This is a genomic window from Streptomyces sp. NPDC088810 (assembly GCF_044750305.1).
In the GTDB taxonomy this organism is placed as follows: Bacteria; Actinomycetota; Actinomycetes; order Streptomycetales; family Streptomycetaceae; genus Streptomyces.
Window position 1 is genome coordinate 1 of sequence record NZ_JBIVJQ010000007.1, and the last position, 18,116, is coordinate 18,116.

Genomic DNA, 18,116 nt, shown 5'->3' on the forward strand with positions numbered 1-18,116 from the left:
CCGCGGGCAGGTACACCGCCCGCGCATCCCCCTCCGGATCCGCCGCCATCGCCTCCAGCACCGCACGGAACATCCCCGCCAGCCGCTCGGCGTGCTCCTGGGCGAGGACGTGGGAGGTGGAGCGCAGGCTCAGGACGCCGTCGAGGGCGGTGACGGTGAGCGCGAACTCGTTGGGGGCGTCGTTGAAGCCCCAGCCGTCCTCGGCCTGCTCGTCGTCCATCCGGTGGAAGTCGAGGTAGCCGAAGAAGACGTCGACCAGGCGCCCGGCACCCCGGTCCTGCTGGATGGCCGGCATCGGGAAGTGCCGGTGCGGCCAGGCCTCGATCTCCCGTGCCGAGACCTGCTCGACCAGTTCCCGCCAGGTGCGGGCGCTGCGGTCGGCGGGGAAGGGCAGGGTGTTGAGGTAGGTGCCGTACAGCCGGTCGGCACCCGCGGCCTCCGGCCGGGAGTGGGTGACCAGGCCGGCGTGGTAGGCGGGTTCGTCGGTGAGCTGGCCCATCACCTTCATGAACGCGGCGACCAGCACGCTCTTCACGGACGTCTTCGCGGTGCGGGCCAGCTCCCGCAGCGGCGCGTCGAGGTCGGCGAACCGGGTGCCGGCGCGCACCACCTCGGCGGGCCGGGACGGGTCGCCGCGCCAGGCCTCGGGAAGGGTGGCCTTGGCGTGCCGGGTGACCAGGTCCTGCCAGTAGGCGCGGTCCTCCGGCGAGTCCAGCGCGGCCAGTTCGGCGGCGATGGCGTCGGCGAAGCGCACCTCCGGCGCCCGGTACGGCTCCGGCTCCACGCCGTCGCGCAGGCTCTGGTACAGGCGGACCAGGTCGACCAGGAAGAGCTGATTGCTCCAGCCGTCCATCACGGCGTGGCTCTGCGTGAAGGTGCACAGCCAGCCGTCCTCGCCGAGCAGGTGCGCGTACACCCGCAGCAGCGGCTCGTCGCCGGCGAAGTCGAACAGCCGGCCGCGTTCCTCGGCGACGAACGCCAGCATGCTCTGCCGTTGTTCGTCGGCCGGGAGCGCGCTCAGGTCGCGCAGCGCGACGGGCACGTCGGCGTCGGCGTGCACCAGTTGCAGGGGGCGCGAGTAGCCGGTCAGCGCGACCGTCGTGCGCAGGGCGTCGTGGCGGGCGACCAGGATCGCGACGGCCGTGCGGAAGGCGGCCTCGTCGAAGGGGCGGTCGTCGTGGACGCGGTAGACGTTCACGTTGTGGTAGTTGCGCTGCTCGCTGTCGGCGAGGGTCTCCACGAGCATGCCGGTCTGCACCAGCGACAGCGGGTAGGCGTCGGCCACGTCCGCGGGCAGCTTCCGCCGGTCCTCGTCGCCGATCAGCGCGAACGGCGCGACGCCGGCGGGGGTGTCGGCGGCCTGCTCGGTGCGTCCGGACAGCGCGCCGGCCAGGCCGGCCACCGTGCGGTGGGCGAAGACGTCCCGGACGGACACGGCGAGGCCGGTGGCGCGCAGGGCGCCGATCAGGGCGACGGCCCGGATCGAGTCACCGCCCAGCTCGAAGAAGCTGTCGTGCACGCCCACCCGTTCGGCGCCCAGCACCTCGCTCCACACCGCGGCGAGCCGCTCCTCCAGCGGGGTGCGCGGCGCGGTGTGCTCGTCGGTGGTGTACGCCTCGCTGCCGGGTGTGGGCAGGGCCGCGCGGTCGAGCTTGCCGTTGGCGGTCAGCGGGATGGCCGGCAGGGCCACGAACGCCGTCGGCAGCATGTACTCGGGCAGGGTGCGGGCGAGCCGCTCGTGCAGCCGCGCCGGGGCCACGGCGGTGTCGGCGCTGGCGTCGGCGGCGACCAGGTAGGCCACGAGCCGCTGTTCGCCGGGGTGGTCCTCGCGCAGCACCACGCGGGCGTCGGCGATGCCGGGCTGCTCGGCGAGCGCGGTCTCGATCTCGCCGAGTTCGATGCGGTAGCCGCGGATCTTGACCTGGCCGTCGCCGCGGCCGAGGAAGTCGACGCTGCCGTCGGCGAGCATCCGCACCCGGTCACCGCTGCGGTACAGGCGGGCGCCGGGCGGGCCGAACGGGTCGGGTACGAACTTCTCGGCGGTCAGCTCCGGCCGGCCGAGGTAGCCGCGGGCCACGCCCGCCCCGCCGATGTACAGCTCGCCGGGGACACCGGTCGGGACCGGCTGGAGGCGGTCGTCGAGGACGTACATGGTGACGCCGGGCAGCGGGCCGCCGATCGGCATGATCTCCGGCAGGGTGCCGGCGCCCTGCGGCCCGGGCACGTCCCAGGTGCAGGTGCCGACGGACGTCTCCGTGGGGCCGTATTCGTTGACCAGCCGGGTGGCGGGGGCGAGGGCGTGCCAGGCCGCCACGACGGGGCGGCGCAGGGCCTCGCCGGCCACGACGAGCAGCGGCGCCAGCCGTGCCGCCTGCTCCGCGTCCAGCTGGTGGGTGAGCACCTCCAGGTGGGCGGGGGTGAGCTTCACGAAGGCGTACGGGGCCTGTGCGGCCAGGGCCTCACCGAGCTGCCCGAGGTCGAGGTCCTGCGGGAACGTGTGCACCGCCTGGCCGGCGACGAGCGGCGCCCACAGGTTGGGCACGACCAGGTCGAAGGCGACGGAGGAGAACAGCGGGGCGCCGCCGCCGGCGCCGGTGAGTTCGTCACGGGCCCAGCGGACGTGGCCCGCGAGACCGCCGTGCGGGACGAGCACGCCCTTGGGCCGGCCGGTGGAGCCGGAGGTGTAGATGACGTAGGCGAGCCGGGCCGGGTCGTCGGTCCGCTCGGGGGCGCGGCCGGGCCGGGCGGCCACCGCGGCCCGCTCCCGGTCCAGCAGGACGGCCGTGACCGGGGCCCCGGCGGCTGTCCGGTCCGCGTAGGCGGACTGCGTGAGCAGCACGCCGGCGCCCGCGTCGGCGAGGATGCCGCCCACCCGGTCGGCCGGGAACGACGGGTCCATCGGCACGTAGGCGCCGCCCGCCTTCCAGACGGCGAGCAGGGCGGTGACGAGGTCGGCGCCGCGGTCGAGGAGCACCCCGACCACGGACTCCGCCGTCACCCCGAGCGCGGCCAGGTGGTGGGCGAGCCGGTTGGCGCGGGTGTCCAGCTCCGCGTAGCTCAGCCGGGTGCCGCCGTCGACGACCGCGACGGCGTCGGGGGTGCGCCGGGCCTGCTCCTCGAACAGCTCCAGCACGGTGTGCGTGACGGGCTCGGCGGGGTGGACGGCCCAGGCACCGGTCAGCCGGTCCCGCTCGGCGGCGGGCAGCAGCGGGCGCCGGGCGTCGCCGGTGAAGTCGGCGGCCATCGCTTCCAGGACCGTACGGAACATGGCGCCGATCCGGTCGGCGTGCTCCGGGGCCAGGGACCGGGTGTCGGCGGTCAGGAAGATGCTCTTCACCCGTGACGAGATGGTCAGCGGGAACTCGGTGGGGCTGTCGTCGATGCCGACGGCGTCGTCCACCAGGCCCGCGTCGACCTGCCGGAAGTCCTGGTAGTTGAAGAAGACGTCGATGAGCCGGCCGCCGGCCCCGGTGTCGCGCTGCACGGCGGGCAGCGGGTAGCGGCGGTGTGCCCAGCTCTCCACCTCGCGCGCGAAGACCCCGCGGACGAGGTCCAGCCAGGTGCCGGGTATCCGGTCGAAGGCCAGGGGGAGGGTGTTGAGGTACATGCCGTAGACGCGGTCGGCTCCGGTCACCTCGGGCCGTACGTCGTAGACCAGACCGGCGTGGAACCGGGGGGCGTCGGTGAGCTGGCTGAGCACCTTGCCGTACGCGGCGATCATCACGCTCTTCAGCGAGGCCTGCGCCTCGGCGGCCAGGGCGCGCAGCCGCGGCTCCAGGTCGTCCCACAGCACGCGGACGTGGTACTTGCCGCGCGGTGCGTCCGGGGCGCCGGCCCAGGCGGTGGGCAGGGTGAACTTCTCGTAGTCGGCGACCACCCCGCTCCAGTACGTCCGGTCCTCGGTGCCGGCGAGGGAGGCCAGCTCACCGGCGATGGAGTCGGCGAAGCGCACGGCCGGCCGGTCGTACGGCTCGGGCTCCACGCCGTCGCGGAACCGGTGGTAGCAGGTGAGCAGCTCCATCAGGAGCGAGTGGTAGCTCCAGCCCTCCATGATCGGGTGGCATTCGGTGACGGAGATCCACCAGTGGCCGTCGGCGACATGGGCGTGGAACCGCATCAACCCCGGCACTTCGAGGTCGAAGGCGTGCGACCGCTGCTGCCGGACGAACTCCGCCAGCGACTCCTGCAGCGCGTCGGGGGCCAGCTCGCGCAGGTCGCGCACGCCGACGGTCACCTCGGCCCGTTCGTGCACCATCTGCAGCGGTACGGAGTAGCCCGTCAGGTGCAGCGAGGTGCGCAGCATGTCGTGGCGGGCGGCGACCTCGCCGGCGGCCCGGTGGAAGGCGGCCGGGTCGAAGGGCCGCTCGTCCAGGATCCGGAAGCAGCTGCAGTTGTGGTAGTGGTTCTTCTCCTCGTCCGCGAGCATCTCGATGACCATGCCGGTCTGGATCTGCGACAGCGGATAGGCGTCGACGATCCCCTCGGGCAGCCGCGCCCGGTCCTCGTCGGAGATCAGCGCGAACGGCGCGACGAGTGCCAGGTCGTCGGCCTCCAGCGTGGCCCGGCCGGTGAGGAGTTCGCCCAGTTCGGCGACGGTACGACGGTCGAAGACGTCCCGCACGGTGAGGTCGAAGCCCTGTTCGCGCAGGGCGCCGACGAGGGAGACCGCGCGGATCGAGTCGCCGCCCAGGTCGAAGAACCCGTCGTGCACACCGACCCGCTCGACCTCCAGGGCCTCGGCCCAGACGGCGGCGACGCGTTCCTCGACGGGCGTGCGCGGGGCGACGTAGCGGGAGGCCGCGTAGGCGGTGCGGTCCGGGGCGGGCAGGGCACGCCGGTCGAGCTTGCCGTTGGCGGTCAGCGGCAGCCGCTCCAGCGTGACGAACGCCGCCGGCACCATGTAGTCGGGCAGGTCCCGGGAGAGGAAGGTCCGCAGTTCGGCGGCGTCGGGCGCGCCGTCCTCCGCCGGGACGAGGTAGGCGACGAGCTGCTCGTCCCGGACGACGGCGACGGCCTCACGGATACCGGGGTGCTCGGCCAGTACGGATTCGATCTCGCCGAGTTCGATCCGGTAGCCGCGGATCTTGACCTGGTCGTCGGCCCGGCCCAGGAACTCCAGGCTGCCGTCGGGCCGCCGCCGGGCGAGGTCCCCGGAGCGGTAGAGCCGCGCGCCGGGCGGACCGAACGGGTCGGGCACGAACCGCTCGGCGGTCAGCTCCGGCCGGTTCAGATAACCGCGGGCCACACCGGGACCCCCGACGTGGATCTCACCGGGCACACCGATCGGCACCAACCGGCCCTGCCGGTCCAGCAGATGAACGGTGAGATCGCTCAGCGGACGCCCGACCGGGTTGCCCGCGCCGCTCTCCAGATCGGCCTCGACCACCCGGTAGTAGGTGGTGTGGACGGTCGTCTCGGTGATGCCGTACATGTTCACCAGCGCCGGCCGGTCAAGGCCGAGCCGCTGTACCCAGGGCCGCAGCTCGCCGACCTCCAGCTTCTCACCGGCGAAGATCACCGAACGCAGGGACAGCCGGCCGACCCGCTCGTCACCGGCGGCGGCGGCCGAGACCAGAGAGCGGAACGCCGACGGCGTCTGGCTGAGCACCGTCACCCGCTGCTCCACCAGCAGGTCCAGGAACTCCTCCGGCGACCGCGTCACCTCACGCGGCACGACGACCAGCGTCCCGCCGTGCGCGAGAGCACCCCACATCTCGAACACCGACACGTCGAAGGCGTAGGAGTGGAACATCGACCACACATCAGAGGCGTCGAAGGCGTAGTGCTCCTGAGCCGTCTCCAGCAGCCGCACCACGTTGGCGTGGCTGAGCACGACACCCTTGGGCCGGCCCGTCGACCCCGAGGTGTAGATGACGTACACGGCGTTGTCCGGCCCCGACACCGCAGGCGGCGCCTCGACCCGCTCGGACTCCAGCTCGTCCAGGACCACCAGCTCGCCCTCGAACCCGTCGAGGAGGTCCGCCTCGGCGCCGGCGGTGACGACGATGCGTACGCCCGCGTCGGACAGCGCGTAGCGCAGCCGCTCGACCGGGTGGGCACTGTCGAGCGGAACGTAGGCGGCGCCCGCCTTGAGCACGCCGACGAGCGCCGGCACGAGGTCGGGGCCCCGCTCCAGGCACACCCCGACCAGCGACTCCGCCCCCACACCCAACGACCGCAGATGCCACGCCAGCCGGTTCGCCCGCTCGTCCACCTCCCGGTACGACAGCGACACCCCGCCCGCGACCACCGCCACCGCATCCGGCGTCCGCGCCACCTGCTCCTCGAACAGGGCGTGCAGGGTGTGGGTCACCGGGCGGGCAGAGGCGGCGGCGTTGTGCGGGCCGGAAACGAGGAAGGCCCGCTCGTCCTCGCCGAGGAGGTCGATGCGGGACAACGGTGTCGACTCGTCCTCGACGGCCTGCTGGAGCAGGCGGACGAAGTGGCGGGTCATGCGCTCGACGGTGTCGGGCGCGAACAGGGCGGTGGCGTAGACGAACTGGCCGCTCAGAGTGCCGTCGGGGCCCTGGTTCACCTGGAGTTCGAGGTCGCACTTGGCGATGCCGCCGGTCAGCGGGTACGGCTCGACGGCCAGGCCGGGCAGGCCCATCGTCCCGCCGCCGCGCTCGTGGAAGGTGAGGGCCACCTGGTAGAGGGGGGTGCGGGACATGTCCCGCTCGGGCTGGAGTTCGGCGACGAGCCGGGCGAAGGGCACGGCCTGGTGCTCGTAGGCGTCGACGAGGCTCTCCCGGGCGGCGTCGACGAGCTGCGAGAAGCTGGGATCGCCGTCCCAGCGGCCGCGCATCACCAGGTTGTTGATGCCGTAGCCGATCAGCTGCTGCAGTTCGGGGCGGGTGCGGCCGGAGACCACGGTGCCGACGGGGATGTCGCGCAGCCCGGTGTAGCGGGCGACGAAGGCCTGGAAGGCGGCCAGGAGGACGGCGAACGGGGTCGCGTCGTGCCGCAGGGCCAGCTCGCGGACCTCGGCGGACAGCCCCTCGGGCAGGGTGAAGGCCACGTCGGCGCCGTCATGGCTGCGGTACGGCGGCCTCGGGTGGTCGGCCGGCAGATCGGTGGGGGCCAGGTCGGCTAGCGCCGTGCGCCAGTGGTCCAGGTGGGCGTCCAGCTCGCCGGCGGCCTCACCGGCGCGCTGCCAGGCGGCGAAGTCGGCGTACTGCACGGGCAGTTCCGGCAGCTCGGGGTCGCGCCCTTCGGTGAACGCGCCGTAGAGGACGGCGAGTTCGGAGCCGAGGACGCTGGTGGACCAGGCGTCGAAGGCGATGTGGTGGAAGACGACGTACAGGATGTGGTCGTCGGCGGCGAGCCGGATCAGTCCCGCCCGCACCGGCCAGTCCTGCTCCAGGTCGAACGGGGTGACGGCCGCGGCCCGCGCGGACTCGGCGGCGGCGCGCTCGCGTTCCGCGGGCGAGGTGCCGGGTGCCTCCTGGAGGGGCAGCGCGACGTCCCGCGGCTCGTCGATGACCTGGACGGGGTCGCCGTCGCTCAGGGTGTAGCGGGTGCGCAGCACCTCGTGCCGGGCGAGCAGCGCGTTCCACGCGCGCGCCAGCGCGTCCGGGTCGAGGCCGCCGCGCAGCCGGAAGGCGAGCGGCACCAGGTACTCTGGGCTGCCCGGTTCCAGCCGGTTGAGGAACCACATCTGCTGCTGGCCGAACGACAGCGGCAGCGGGCCGGAGCGGTCGGCGGGGGCGATGGTGGAGCGGCGGGCCCGGGAACGGCCGCCGAGCCGGGCTCGCAGAAGCCTCTCCTGAAGGGCGTCGACATCAGAGTTCCGCTGGTGGGGTCCGCCGCTCATCCGTATCCCGTCCTCCTGCTGCTGCCGCTCACCGAAGAACCGATCCCGGTCCGGCCGGAATCGGTGGTCGTGCCGAATTACGCTGCCGCGTGCGTCAGTGCGCGGCTTCCTGCTCCATACGGCGGCGCAGACTGAGCGGCCGCATGTCGGTCCACACCTCGCCGATGTACTCCAGGCATTCCGAGCGCTTTCCCTGCTTTCCCTCGGCACGCCATCCGGCGGGCAGTTCGCGGTCCGCCCACCAGATCGAGTACTGCTCCTCGTCGTTGACCACGACGTAATAGACCTGTTCGTCGTCCCGCTCGTCCGCCATCGCGATTCCTCCGCTGGAAGTGGTGCGTTCAGAATTCCGGGGTCATGCGCGACAGCACTCTTCTGCAGGGCCCGATACTCCGTCTATATCGGCGCTATCGGCGTGCTTGCCGGAAGCGCCGGCGCCGTCCGCGGGGTGCCGGGAAATGGCTCCGGCCGGAGCCCGGGAGGACCGGGCTCCGGCCGGAGCGGGGGGACGGGGGCTGGTTCAGGTGCGCCGCACGCCCTCGGTGGGGCGGCTCGCGGTGCCGGCGGGACCGGCGGGCGCGGACCGGGACGTGCCGCCCGGCAGGCGGCGCAGACCGCGCGGCAGTTCCCAGGCGCGCTTGCCCAGCAGGGCCAGGGCCGCCGGCAGCAGGATGCCGCGCACGAGGGTGGCGTCGATGAGGATGGCCACGGCCATGCCGACGCCCATCATCTTGTTCTCGATCGCGGACAGGGTGATGAAGATCGTGAACACCGCGGTCATGATGACCGCCGCGCTGGTCACCACGCCGGCGCTGGCGGCGACACCGCCGACGACCGCGTCCCGTGGCTCGGCGCCGGCCTGCCGGCGTTCCCTGATCCGGCTCAGGATGAAGATGTGGTAGTCCATGCTGAGCCCGAACAGCACCACGAACATGAACAGCGGCAGCCATTCCGCGACGCCGCCGTACGAGGTGAAGCCGAGCGGCGAGCTGAGGTTCCCGTACTGGAAGACCCAGGTCAGCACGCCGTACGAGGCGCCCATCGACAGCAGGTTGAGGGCGATGGAGACCAGCGGGATGGTCACGGAGCGGAACACCAGGAGCAGCAGGACGAACGCCAGCACGAGCACGAAGGCGATCACGGCGAAGGTGCGGCCGCTCAGCTGGTCGGCGAAGTCGTGCGCGAACGCCGTCCGTCCCGCGGTGGCGTACTCGACGCCGTCCACCTTGCCGAGCGTGCGGGGCAGGGCGGTGTCACGCAGGGTCTCCAGCGCCCGGTTGGAGTCCCCGTCGGTGCCGGAGCCGGCCAGCGGCACCCGGACCACCAGGACGTCGTCGACGCGGACCGTGGAGACCGGGCCGAAGAGCCGGCCGTCGCTCGCGGCGATCTCGTCGTGCAGCTTGCCGACGGCGGCGCGCACGGCAGGCGTGTCCGGCGAGCCGCCGTCGGTGTTCCACACCGTGATCCGGGCCGGGGTGGGCGACCCGGGGAAGGCGTCCTGCATCCGGATCGCCGCGTCCACGGTCGGCGCGCTGCGCGGCAGGCTGTTGACGACGGCGGCGTCCTGCAGGTGCATGGAGAACATCGGCAGCGCCATGACGACGAGGGCCACGACGGCGGCGCCGCCCCACACCAGGGGCCGCTTGACGACCTTCTGGGCCAGCCGGCGCCAGGTCCGCGACTCCAGCACGGTGGTGCGCCGCTTGCCGAGCCAGGGGATACGGCCCTTGTCCACCCGGTGGCCGAGCGCGGCGAGCAGGGCGGGCAGGACCGTGACGGAGCCGATCATCGCCAGGCCGACGATGAGGACCGTGCCGAGGGTGAGCCCGCGGAAGACGTCGAGGCCGCTCAGCAGCAGGCCGCTGACGCAGAGCATGACGGTGATGCCGGAGACCGCGACCACGTGCCCGGAGGTCTTGGCGGTGATGCGCAGCGCCTCGGCGACCGTGCGGCCGGCGGCCCGCTCCTCCCGTTCCCGGCGCAGGTAGAACAGCGAGTAGTCGATGCTGACGGCGACCCCGATCAGCAGGATCATCGAGGAGACCGCGCTGTTGACGGCCACCCACTGGCCGAGCACGCCGATCAGTCCGAAGGCGGCGGCCACGGCGGTGGCGGCCAGCAGCAGCGGAACGGCCGCCGCGACCAGCGCGCCGAACACGATGAGCAGGATGACGAGGGTGATCGGCAGGGAGGTGCTCTCGGCGCTGGCGAAGTCCTTCTTCACCGCGTCGTCGACGGCTCGGGAAAGGCTCTGGTCACCGGCCTGTACGACGCGGATGTCCTTGTGCCGGTCGGCCACCTTGTGCACGGCGTCGACCACCGCGTCGAAATGGGCGTCCATTTTCGCGTTGGGACCGGCGACGAAAAAGGTGACGAGACCGGACCGGCCGTCGGCCGAAACCTGCTGTTCGCCCGGCGGATTCAACGGGGTGCGCAGCCGGGAGACCGCGCCGGGCGTCTTTTCGAATTCGGCGACCAGGTCCTTGACCGCCTGCTGCATTTCCGGGTCGTCCTTGAATTTCGGCCCGTCCTTGTCGCGCGACTGGACGAGGACGTTCTCCAGGACGGGTTCCCAGTCCTTCTGTTCGTTCAGGACCTGCTGGGCCACACCGGATTCGCCGGGGTCCTTGGTGACGGCGCTGTCGCCGGACACCAGGGAGGTGGACAGGACGGCCAGCACCACGAGTGCGAGCCATCCCCCGATGGCCAGTGCGCGGTGCCGGATCGACCAGCCGGCGACGCGTTCGATCAGCGTGCCGTTCTGCAGGTTTAACCGCTTGCCCTTGGGCGGCATGAACTAGGGTCCTTCCGTGAAGGGGGGCTGGTGAGAGACTCGCGTTCGACGCGAGACAGTGCCTCTTCCACCGGGCCGCCGAGTTGCCGCTCGACGGCCCGGGTTCTTTTACGCCGTCACTCGACTTCCTTGAGGATCCGCTCGACCGACCGCATCCGGGTCTGCAGATCGGCCAGGCGCTCGTCGATGCCGGCGAGTTGCTGTACCGCGGAGTCGTGCGACCGGGTGGCCTGCTCCGCGAGCGTCCGGTACTGGTGGTCGCGGGCCAGGATGGCCCGGGCCCGCCAGGTCGTGGCCATGTGCCAGATGACGATGGTGATGACCGCAGCGAACGCACCGACCAAGCCGACGGTGCCGACGACCTCCTGCCAGCCGTGGTAACTCATCGCGGGCTTCCCTTCTCGCCGTCCTCCGGGACGTGTTCGTGGGTGGTGAGGGGTGACAGCGCGTCCGCGATGCTCTGCGGTGTCAGATGGAGCGCGAAGGGGGTCACCTCGTAGAACTTCATCGCTTTCCCGTCGCTCGATATCTCCAGTTGGCCCATGACCAGCCCCGCCGCTTCCAGCCGTCTGAGGTGGGCCTGGAGCAAAGCTCTGCTGATGCCGAGTTCGCGGGCCAGCCGGCTGACGTAGTTGCGGCGCCGGGCGAGAGCGGCCACGACGCCCAGACGGTGCGGGTTCGCCAGGGTTCCGAGCACGCGGGCGAGTCGGTCGGCGGGCATGGCGTCCACGGTCGTACCGGGATCGGTGGATCCGGGGCCGGCGGGGTCGGGGCCGGTGGAGTGGGGACCCGTGGGGCCGGGACCGTTCATGTCGGCTGTCGGCCGCGTCAGGTCAGTCACCGCGGTCACCGCTACGACGGGGGCTCCACCGCGTCGCTGCCCAGCGGGCGCCCATGACGGTGCTCGCGGTGAGGACGGAGACGGCGGGCCCCATGCACACCACCATCACGCTGTTGTCGACGAGCCGTCCGCCCAGGTACCCGAGGCCCAGGGTGCAGAACACGAAGACGGCCTCGGCGAGCAGGGCGCCGAGGAGGTAGCTGCGCAGCGGGAAGTTCACGATCCCGGCCGTGACCCCGCCGAGGCCGCGGCCGCTGGGGACGAAACGCATCGCGATCACCGAGGGCACGCCGTAGCGCCGGAACCGCTCGGCGGCCCAGTCCAGCATCGAACGCCGCTTCTGCCGGCGGGACATCCAGCGCAGCGCACGGCCCCGGGCGAGACACCCCGTCCAGAACATGCTCATGTCACCCAGGACGGTGCTCGCCAATAAGATCACGATCAGGAGCGGCAGGTTCAGGCTGCCGGCCGCGGCGAGGGCGCCCGCGCCGGCCACCAGAGCCGAGTTCGGGATCATGGGCGGCATCGTCACGAGCACGAGCAGCACGTACATCCAGTGCGTACCGTCCACACCGATCAGCTCCCCTCGGTTGTCGCGTGCCTCTCCGCGTCATCACCTGCTTACGGAGACTTGCACGTCCGCTGACGCGGGACAACGCGGAAGGACCCACCCCAGGGGGATCTACGGGCCGCCCCCTAGGGGTTCGACCCCGAGACCCTCAGACATCCCTCAGCCACACCCCCGGAACCACCCGGACCGGCCCGGCGGTGTGCTGCGGAGTCCGGGAGACGGGGGCGGTCGGCGACGTCGTACACCCGCCGGGCACGGTCCCGCTCGGGGCCGCAGAGGATCTCGACACGGACGACGGAGCGTCGCAGGTGCTCTCCTCGGTCTCCCCGAGACGCAGAAATCAGTTTCACGCCTCTTCAACGCCGCGTCGCGCTCGCGCTGCGGGCTCGAGGTGCCTGTCAGCGGATAGGCAACTACCCTTTAAACAGGACGAGGTTGCGCTTCAGGACACGTCCCGCAACGGGCTCCCACACCGGTGGGCCTGCTGCCGGGCGACGTGCATCCCCCGCTGTCACGAAGCGACCTCGACGCCAGCGCCGCATCCCTCTTCGAGCGGCGCCAATCCAGCCTTCGCCGGACCTCTTCGGCGTGAGGCTGCGGCCATCCCTTTCGTGCTGGGACAGCGCGAAAACGAGGAAGAAAGAGCAGAGCCATGCGAGCACATCGCGCCAAGCGCGCCTTCGTCTGCGCCGCGGCCGGCTTCCTGCTGGTCGGCGGCACCACAATCGGAGTGGCGGGCACGGCCGCAGCATCCCCCACCACGACGACCGTCTCGGTTCCCGAGGGCTGCTGGTGGCACAGCGGCTGGTACGACAGGTACCACCACTGGCACCAGGGCTATTGGGTCTGCCGCTGAACGGCAACGACCACAGGAACGCGGCTGGGTGCCGGCCGCCGTGAGCGGCCCGGACGACGGTGACGTACGGGTCCTGGCGGCGCACGGGGAGCTGTTCCACGAGTTCGGGCGCCGGGAGCGGGAGCTGGTGGAGGAGCTGGGATCCTAGGAGTGGCAACAACGCCTGTACCGGGTACGGGCGTTGGACGAGCGCACAAGGGCTGATACAGGGCGGCGGCCCTTGCCCTCCGGCTCCGCCGTGCCCGGAAGTCAACCGCGTTCACCTACAACCTCTGCGGGCCGCCGCCGGTCTCCTCTTCGCCACCCCACCGACCGTTCCACGGGAGACCCGGACGTGAAGCACCCCCTGCGCGGCGGTACCGCGCTCGCCGCCCTGTTCCTCGCGGGCCTGACCGCGCCGGTCCTGTCCGGCCCCGCCGCCGCGGCCCCCTCCGGCCTGTCCGGCGACTTCGACGGCGACGGCTACCGGGACGTGGCCGTGGCGGCCCCGTTCGCCGCGGCCGGCGGCAAGGCCGAGGCGGGCCAGGTCTCCGTGGTCTACGGCACGGCGAGCGGACCGAATCCCGCCAGGCGCCAGGTGATCAGCCAGAACACCGCCGGTGTCCCCGGCAGCGCGGAGAAGGGCGACCACTTCGGCGACCGGCTCGCCACCGCCGACCTGAACCGCGACGGCTACAGCGACCTGGTCGTCGGCGCCCCGCGCGAGAAGGCGGGCAGCGCCGAGGACGCGGGGACGGTCGTCATCGTCTGGGGCTCGAAGAGCGGCCTGTCGGGCGGTACGACGGTGAAGAACCCGCAGACGCTCTACGGCAGTTACTTCGGCCTGAGTATCGCGGCGGCGGACTTCACCGGCGACGGCAAACCCGACCTGGCGATCTCCGCGCAGAGCGACTCGGGCACCTCCAGCTGGCGGATCCGGCTGATCCGCGGCCCGTTCGGCACGTCCGGCACCACGGGCAAGGTCTCCTCCTACACCCCGGGCGTCGACCAGCCGCAGCTCACCGCGGGCCGGGTCGGCGGCGACGCCAGGGCCGATCTGGTGGTCACCGGCCGGAAGCCGGACGGCGACCGGCTCGCCACCGCCGTCTACTACAACGGCACCCCCGACGGCATCGGCAAGGCGGCGAGCCTGCGCACCGCGCAGACGGCCGCGATCGGCGACCTGAACAAGGACGGCTACGGCGACATCGTCCTCGGCAACCCGCTGGACGCCGACCGTGATCCGTCCGGCTCCACCGGCGGCAAGATCCACATCGTCTACGGCACCTCGTCCGGCCCGAGCGCCACCCGCCGCGTCCTGCTCACCCAGAACACGGCCGGGGTGCCCGACTCCGCCGAGGCAGGGGACGACTTCGGCGAGGCGCTGGCGATCGGCGACTTCGACAAGGACGGCTACGGGGACCTCGCGGTCGGCGCACCCGGCGAGAGCTTCGGTGACGACGCCCGCTTCCTGGGATCCGCCGGCGCGATCACCCTGCTGCGCGGCTCGTCCTCCGGCCTCACCACGACGCGCGCGGTGTTCCTGACCCAGGACAGCCCCGGCGTACCGGGCGCCGCGGAGGCCGGCGACGGCTTCGGGTACGCCCTGCTCGCCTCGGACGTGGGCCGCGACGGCCGCGCCGACCTGACGGCCGTCGCCGACGGCGAGAACGATCCCGAGGGCGCCGTCTGGCACCTGCCCGGCGCCACCGGCACGCTCTACTCCACCACGGCGTCCACCACCTTCGGTCCCGCGAAGGCGGGCCTGCCCGCGAGGACGTACACGGCCTTCGGGTACGACCTGGCGGGCTAGGCCTACTCCTCGTCGCTGGTGCGTACCGGGGTCGAGCGGCCGGGCTCGGGCAGTTCGTCCATCTCGGCCCGCACCAGCAGGACGTCTCCGATGAAGAGGTCGTAGATCAGGATCCCGATGGCACCGCCGATCAACGGCCCGACGATCGGGATCCACCAGTAGCCGCTGTACGAGCCGGCCACGCTCCCCGGGAAGGCCAGGCCGTCCCAGCCCGCCGCGTAGGTGAACAGGCGTGGTCCGAAGTCCCGGGCCGGGTTGATGGCGTAGCCCGCGTTGGCGCCGTAGGACATGCCGATGGCGGCGACGACGAAGCCCACGACCAGCGGCCCCAGGTTGGCCTTCACGGCCTGGTTGCGCAGGTCGATGATGGCGGCGATCAGCATGAGCAGGAAGGCCGTGCCGACGATCTGGTCGATCAGCGGGCCCCAGATGCCACCGTGGAAGTACGGGGCCGGGAAGGTCGCGAAGATGGAGAACGTGGCATTCGTGTGCCCGTTCACTTTCGGCCCCGCCGCCGCGCCGTCGTAGGCGTTGATCGCGTTGTGGTAGACGAGGTAGACCAGGGCCGCCCCGGTCAGGGCGCCGACGACCTGCGCGAACCAGTACGGCAGGACCTTGGGCCACGGGAATCCGCGGCGGATGGCCATCGCCAGGGTGACCGCCGGGTTGAGGTGGGCGCCACTGACCCCGCCGGCCACGTAGACACCGAAGACGACGGCCAGCGCCCAGCCCCAGGTGATGAGCAGCCAGTCGCCGGCGGCGAGGAAGATCGTGGTGGGGGTGGCGGCCCGGCCGGAGCCGGGCAGTGCGGCGACCGCCATCGCGACCACACCGCAGCCGAAGGAGATGAGGACGAAGGTTCCGAGGAACTCCGCCAGACACTCGCCCAGCAGCCCGCCCCTGCTCCTGAGGCGGGACGGCTTGACGAGCGGAGGGATTTCCACAGCCATGGAGGCCCCCTTTGAAGAGAGCGTTGCGGCCAATATCACCATATTGGCTCACAAAGGCACTCCCCGCAGGGTGACGGCCCCCGCGCAGGTCAGCTGTCGAGGTCGTCGGCGTAGTGGCGGAACCCGTGCCGTTCCCGGTGCAGCGTCCAGAGGGTCTGCGCGAGCACGTCCGGGTCCTTGCGGGCGTGCCCCGCGGAGATGGCCCCAGGGATCACCAGCTGGGCGACGTGGATGCCCTCCCCGGCCAGCCGGTCGTGCAGCAGGTGGCCGTAGGCGCTTTCCGCGGCGAAGGCGATCGAGGTGCCGGCCCGCTCGGGGTGGGGTACGGCCGCGCTGCCGCCGTTGACGAACAGGATCGTGCCGCGTCCGAGCCGCCGCATTCCCGGCAGCACCTGCTGCACGGCGGCCACCGGCCCGTACACGGAGAACTCGATCGGCCCCACCAGGTCCCGGTGCCCCGTGTCCAGCACGGGCCGCATGAAGTCGCGGTGCGGCACCGGGCTGTACTGGAGCACCTCGACGGTCCCGAGGGCGTCGGCGAGCCGGTCCAGCGCCGCGGCCAGCTCCTCCGGCCGGCGCACGTCGGCGGGGAAGCCGCGCGCGGTGATCCCCTCGGCCGCGAGCCCTTCGACGATCACGTCCAGCCGGCCCCGGTCCCGGGCGACCAGTCCGACCCCGAACCCCTCGCGCCCGAAGCGCCGCGCGACGGCGGCCCCGAGCCCCGGCCCGGCTCCCACGATGGCGACACTGCTCATACCCGGCATCCGTACCGCACGGGCCACCGCCTCACACCGGCCGCGCCGGCGCGGCGGTACCGGTCAGGCCATCCAGAAGAACACCGCCGTCATGCGCTTCTCCTCCAGCGTGCGGACGAAGTAACCGGTGGCGCTGTGCACCAGGTTGGCGTGGTAGAGGAGCAGGCGGTTGTACTTGTGCGGGACGCGGACGTCCTCCTCGAAGGCGTCCGGGGTGACATAGCGGGTGCCGAGGGCCTCGACGAGGTTGGTGTGCGGGGCCTGGACGACGTTGCCGCCGAGCCGGCCGCCGGGCAGGGACTGGCGGTGGAAACTGGTGCCGCAGTCCTTGGGCACGTCCGGGTTGAGGTAGAGCACGGCCGCGTACCGGCACAGGGCGCGGGAGTCGGTGTGCGGGCGGGGCTCGCTCTCGCCCTCGCCGACCACCTGCACGCAGTTGTGGTTGAGGGTGCCGCCGCCGGGCGCCTGCTGCACCCACAGCTCCTTCGCCCCGGTCGCCTTCTTCACCAGCCGCTCGATGCGGGCGAGTTCACCGGGTTCGAGGCCGGGCATGGCCCGCAGCCCGGGCCAGGTCTCGGAGGTGTACGGATACCCCTGCACCCAGTCGTCCTTGTCCAGGCACCGCTGCCGTACCGCGTCGATGCCGGGCAGGACGTCGTCCAGCACCCAGTAGTCGCGGCCCTTGGTGGGCTTGCGGTAGGGCAGGACGGGCAGCGCGGCCGGAGTGCGGGGCGGTGGCTGTGGGGGCATGCGGCGAATCTAGGGGCGCGCCCGGTCTGCCTTCTCCCGAGGAGAGGTCAACCTTCCGTCCAGGAGCGGCCAACGTTTGGCCAACGGGCCGGGGCGATCCTTTACCCGGCACCGCTGAGAAAAATCACCTCCGCGTCCGTACTGCTGTGCGTCCGAGTCATGGCGGGATCCCCAGGCAGGAGGAACGGTGCGCTTTTCGCGGAACACGACGGGAACGCTCTTCGTGGGCGGTGCGATGGCCCTGACCCTCGCCGCCCTCGCCTACCCGGGCATGCTCGGTCTGGACAAGGTCTCCAGCGCGCAGGACCGCGTCATCGCCAACACCCAGTGGGGACCGCTCACCGAGCAGGACCGGGACTTCGTGGTGAAGGTGCGGGCGGCAGGCCTGTGGGAGTACCCGGTGGGCCAGATCGGGCTGCAGAAGGGCAGCTCCAAGGCGGTGATCACGGCCAGCCAGCACCTGATCGACGGGCACGCGGCGCTGGACACCACCTGCCGCAAGATCGCACCGATGCTGAACATCACGCTGCCCAACGTGGCGAGCCCGCAGCAGGAGGGCTTCGTGAACACGCTGAAGTCGGAGACCGGCAAGCAGTTCGACACCGACTTCGCCAACATCCTGCGGATGACGCACGGCTCGATCTTCAACGGGATCGCGAAGATCCGTTCCACCACCAAGAACTCGCTGATCCGGGCCCTCGCCGACCAGGCCAACGACACGGTGCTGGACCACATGACCGTGATGGAGAAGACGGGCCTGGTCGACTTCGACCAGACCCTCTTCCAGCAGACCACCCCGCCGAAGCTGCCCAACTCGGACCTGACCCCGCCGGCCCCGCCCCCCGGCCAGCCGGAGGTGGTGCTCACCCCGCCGGCGACCGCCACCGCCAGCCCGGTGGACATCAGCGGCCTCATCAGCGGCGGCGGCGCCCCGGCTGCGGGGGCGAGCCCGAACCCGGGTCCGACGGGGGGCTGAGGTCTTTCAGACTTCAGG

12 protein-coding genes are annotated in these 18,116 nt (G+C 72.0%); 3 read left to right on the forward strand and 9 right to left on the reverse strand.

Going from position 1 to position 18,116, the window contains the following annotated elements:
- The 6 genes from ACIP4Y_RS22315 to ACIP4Y_RS22340 form a co-directional block, all read right to left on the reverse strand.
- On the reverse strand, window positions 1-7,813 hold a 7,813-nt coding region (locus tag ACIP4Y_RS22315; RefSeq protein WP_401396190.1), incomplete at its 3' end, for an amino acid adenylation domain-containing protein.
- A 94-nt stretch (window positions 7,814-7,907) separates the two neighbouring features.
- Complete coding sequence (locus tag ACIP4Y_RS22320; RefSeq protein ID WP_030349009.1) at window positions 7,908-8,126, reverse strand: MbtH family NRPS accessory protein; 219 nt, start codon at window positions 8,124-8,126, stop codon at window positions 7,908-7,910.
- A 207-nt stretch (window positions 8,127-8,333) separates the two neighbouring features.
- Complete coding sequence (locus tag ACIP4Y_RS22325) at window positions 8,334-10,607, reverse strand: MMPL family transporter (protein ID WP_401396193.1); 2,274 nt, start codon at window positions 10,605-10,607, stop codon at window positions 8,334-8,336.
- A gap of 116 nt (window positions 10,608-10,723) precedes the next feature.
- Window positions 10,724-10,993 (reverse strand): hypothetical protein, encoded by a 270-nt coding sequence (locus tag ACIP4Y_RS22330; RefSeq protein WP_030349011.1) that lies wholly within the window; start codon window positions 10,991-10,993, stop codon window positions 10,724-10,726.
- Window positions 10,990-11,448, reverse strand: a complete 459-nt coding sequence (locus ACIP4Y_RS22335) for an ArsR/SmtB family transcription factor (protein WP_401396197.1) — start codon at window positions 11,446-11,448, stop codon at window positions 10,990-10,992. Before ACIP4Y_RS22335 ends, ACIP4Y_RS22330 begins: the two co-directional genes overlap by 4 nt.
- On the reverse strand, window positions 11,441-12,019 hold the full coding sequence (locus tag ACIP4Y_RS22340) for a VTT domain-containing protein (RefSeq protein ID WP_358636028.1): 579 nt from the start codon (window positions 12,017-12,019) through the stop codon (window positions 11,441-11,443). The genes ACIP4Y_RS22335 and ACIP4Y_RS22340 overlap by 8 nt, the downstream gene beginning before the upstream one ends.
- Before the next feature lie 652 nt (window positions 12,020-12,671).
- Here ACIP4Y_RS22340 and ACIP4Y_RS22345 point away from each other — a divergent pair.
- Window positions 12,672-12,875 (forward strand): hypothetical protein, encoded by a 204-nt coding sequence (locus tag ACIP4Y_RS22345; RefSeq protein ID WP_358636024.1) that lies wholly within the window; start codon window positions 12,672-12,674, stop codon window positions 12,873-12,875.
- Window positions 12,876-13,209: 334 nt separating this feature from the next.
- Entirely contained in the window at window positions 13,210-14,667 is a 1,458-nt protein-coding gene (locus ACIP4Y_RS22350) for a VCBS repeat-containing protein (RefSeq protein WP_401396201.1), read from the forward strand.
- A 2-nt stretch (window positions 14,668-14,669) separates the two neighbouring features.
- Here ACIP4Y_RS22350 and ACIP4Y_RS22355 read toward each other — a convergent pair whose 3' ends face one another.
- The 3 genes from ACIP4Y_RS22355 to ACIP4Y_RS22365 all read right to left on the reverse strand — a co-directional run bounded on the left by ACIP4Y_RS22355 (window position 14,670) and on the right by ACIP4Y_RS22365 (window position 17,122).
- Window positions 14,670-15,617 (reverse strand): MIP/aquaporin family protein, encoded by a 948-nt coding sequence (locus tag ACIP4Y_RS22355; protein WP_401396204.1) that lies wholly within the window; start codon window positions 15,615-15,617, stop codon window positions 14,670-14,672.
- An 89-nt stretch (window positions 15,618-15,706) separates the two neighbouring features.
- Window positions 15,707-16,372 (reverse strand): SDR family NAD(P)-dependent oxidoreductase, encoded by a 666-nt coding sequence (locus tag ACIP4Y_RS22360; RefSeq protein ID WP_401396207.1) that lies wholly within the window; start codon window positions 16,370-16,372, stop codon window positions 15,707-15,709.
- Window positions 16,373-16,435: 63 nt separating this feature from the next.
- Window positions 16,436-17,122, reverse strand: a complete 687-nt coding sequence (locus tag ACIP4Y_RS22365; RefSeq protein WP_401396209.1) for a DUF6445 family protein — start codon at window positions 17,120-17,122, stop codon at window positions 16,436-16,438.
- 223 nt (window positions 17,123-17,345) lie between these two features.
- Here ACIP4Y_RS22365 and ACIP4Y_RS22370 point away from each other — a divergent pair, with 223 nt between their 5' ends.
- Complete coding sequence (locus tag ACIP4Y_RS22370; RefSeq protein WP_358636065.1) at window positions 17,346-18,098, forward strand: DUF4142 domain-containing protein; 753 nt, start codon at window positions 17,346-17,348, stop codon at window positions 18,096-18,098.
- Window positions 18,099-18,116 lie beyond the last annotated feature (18 nt).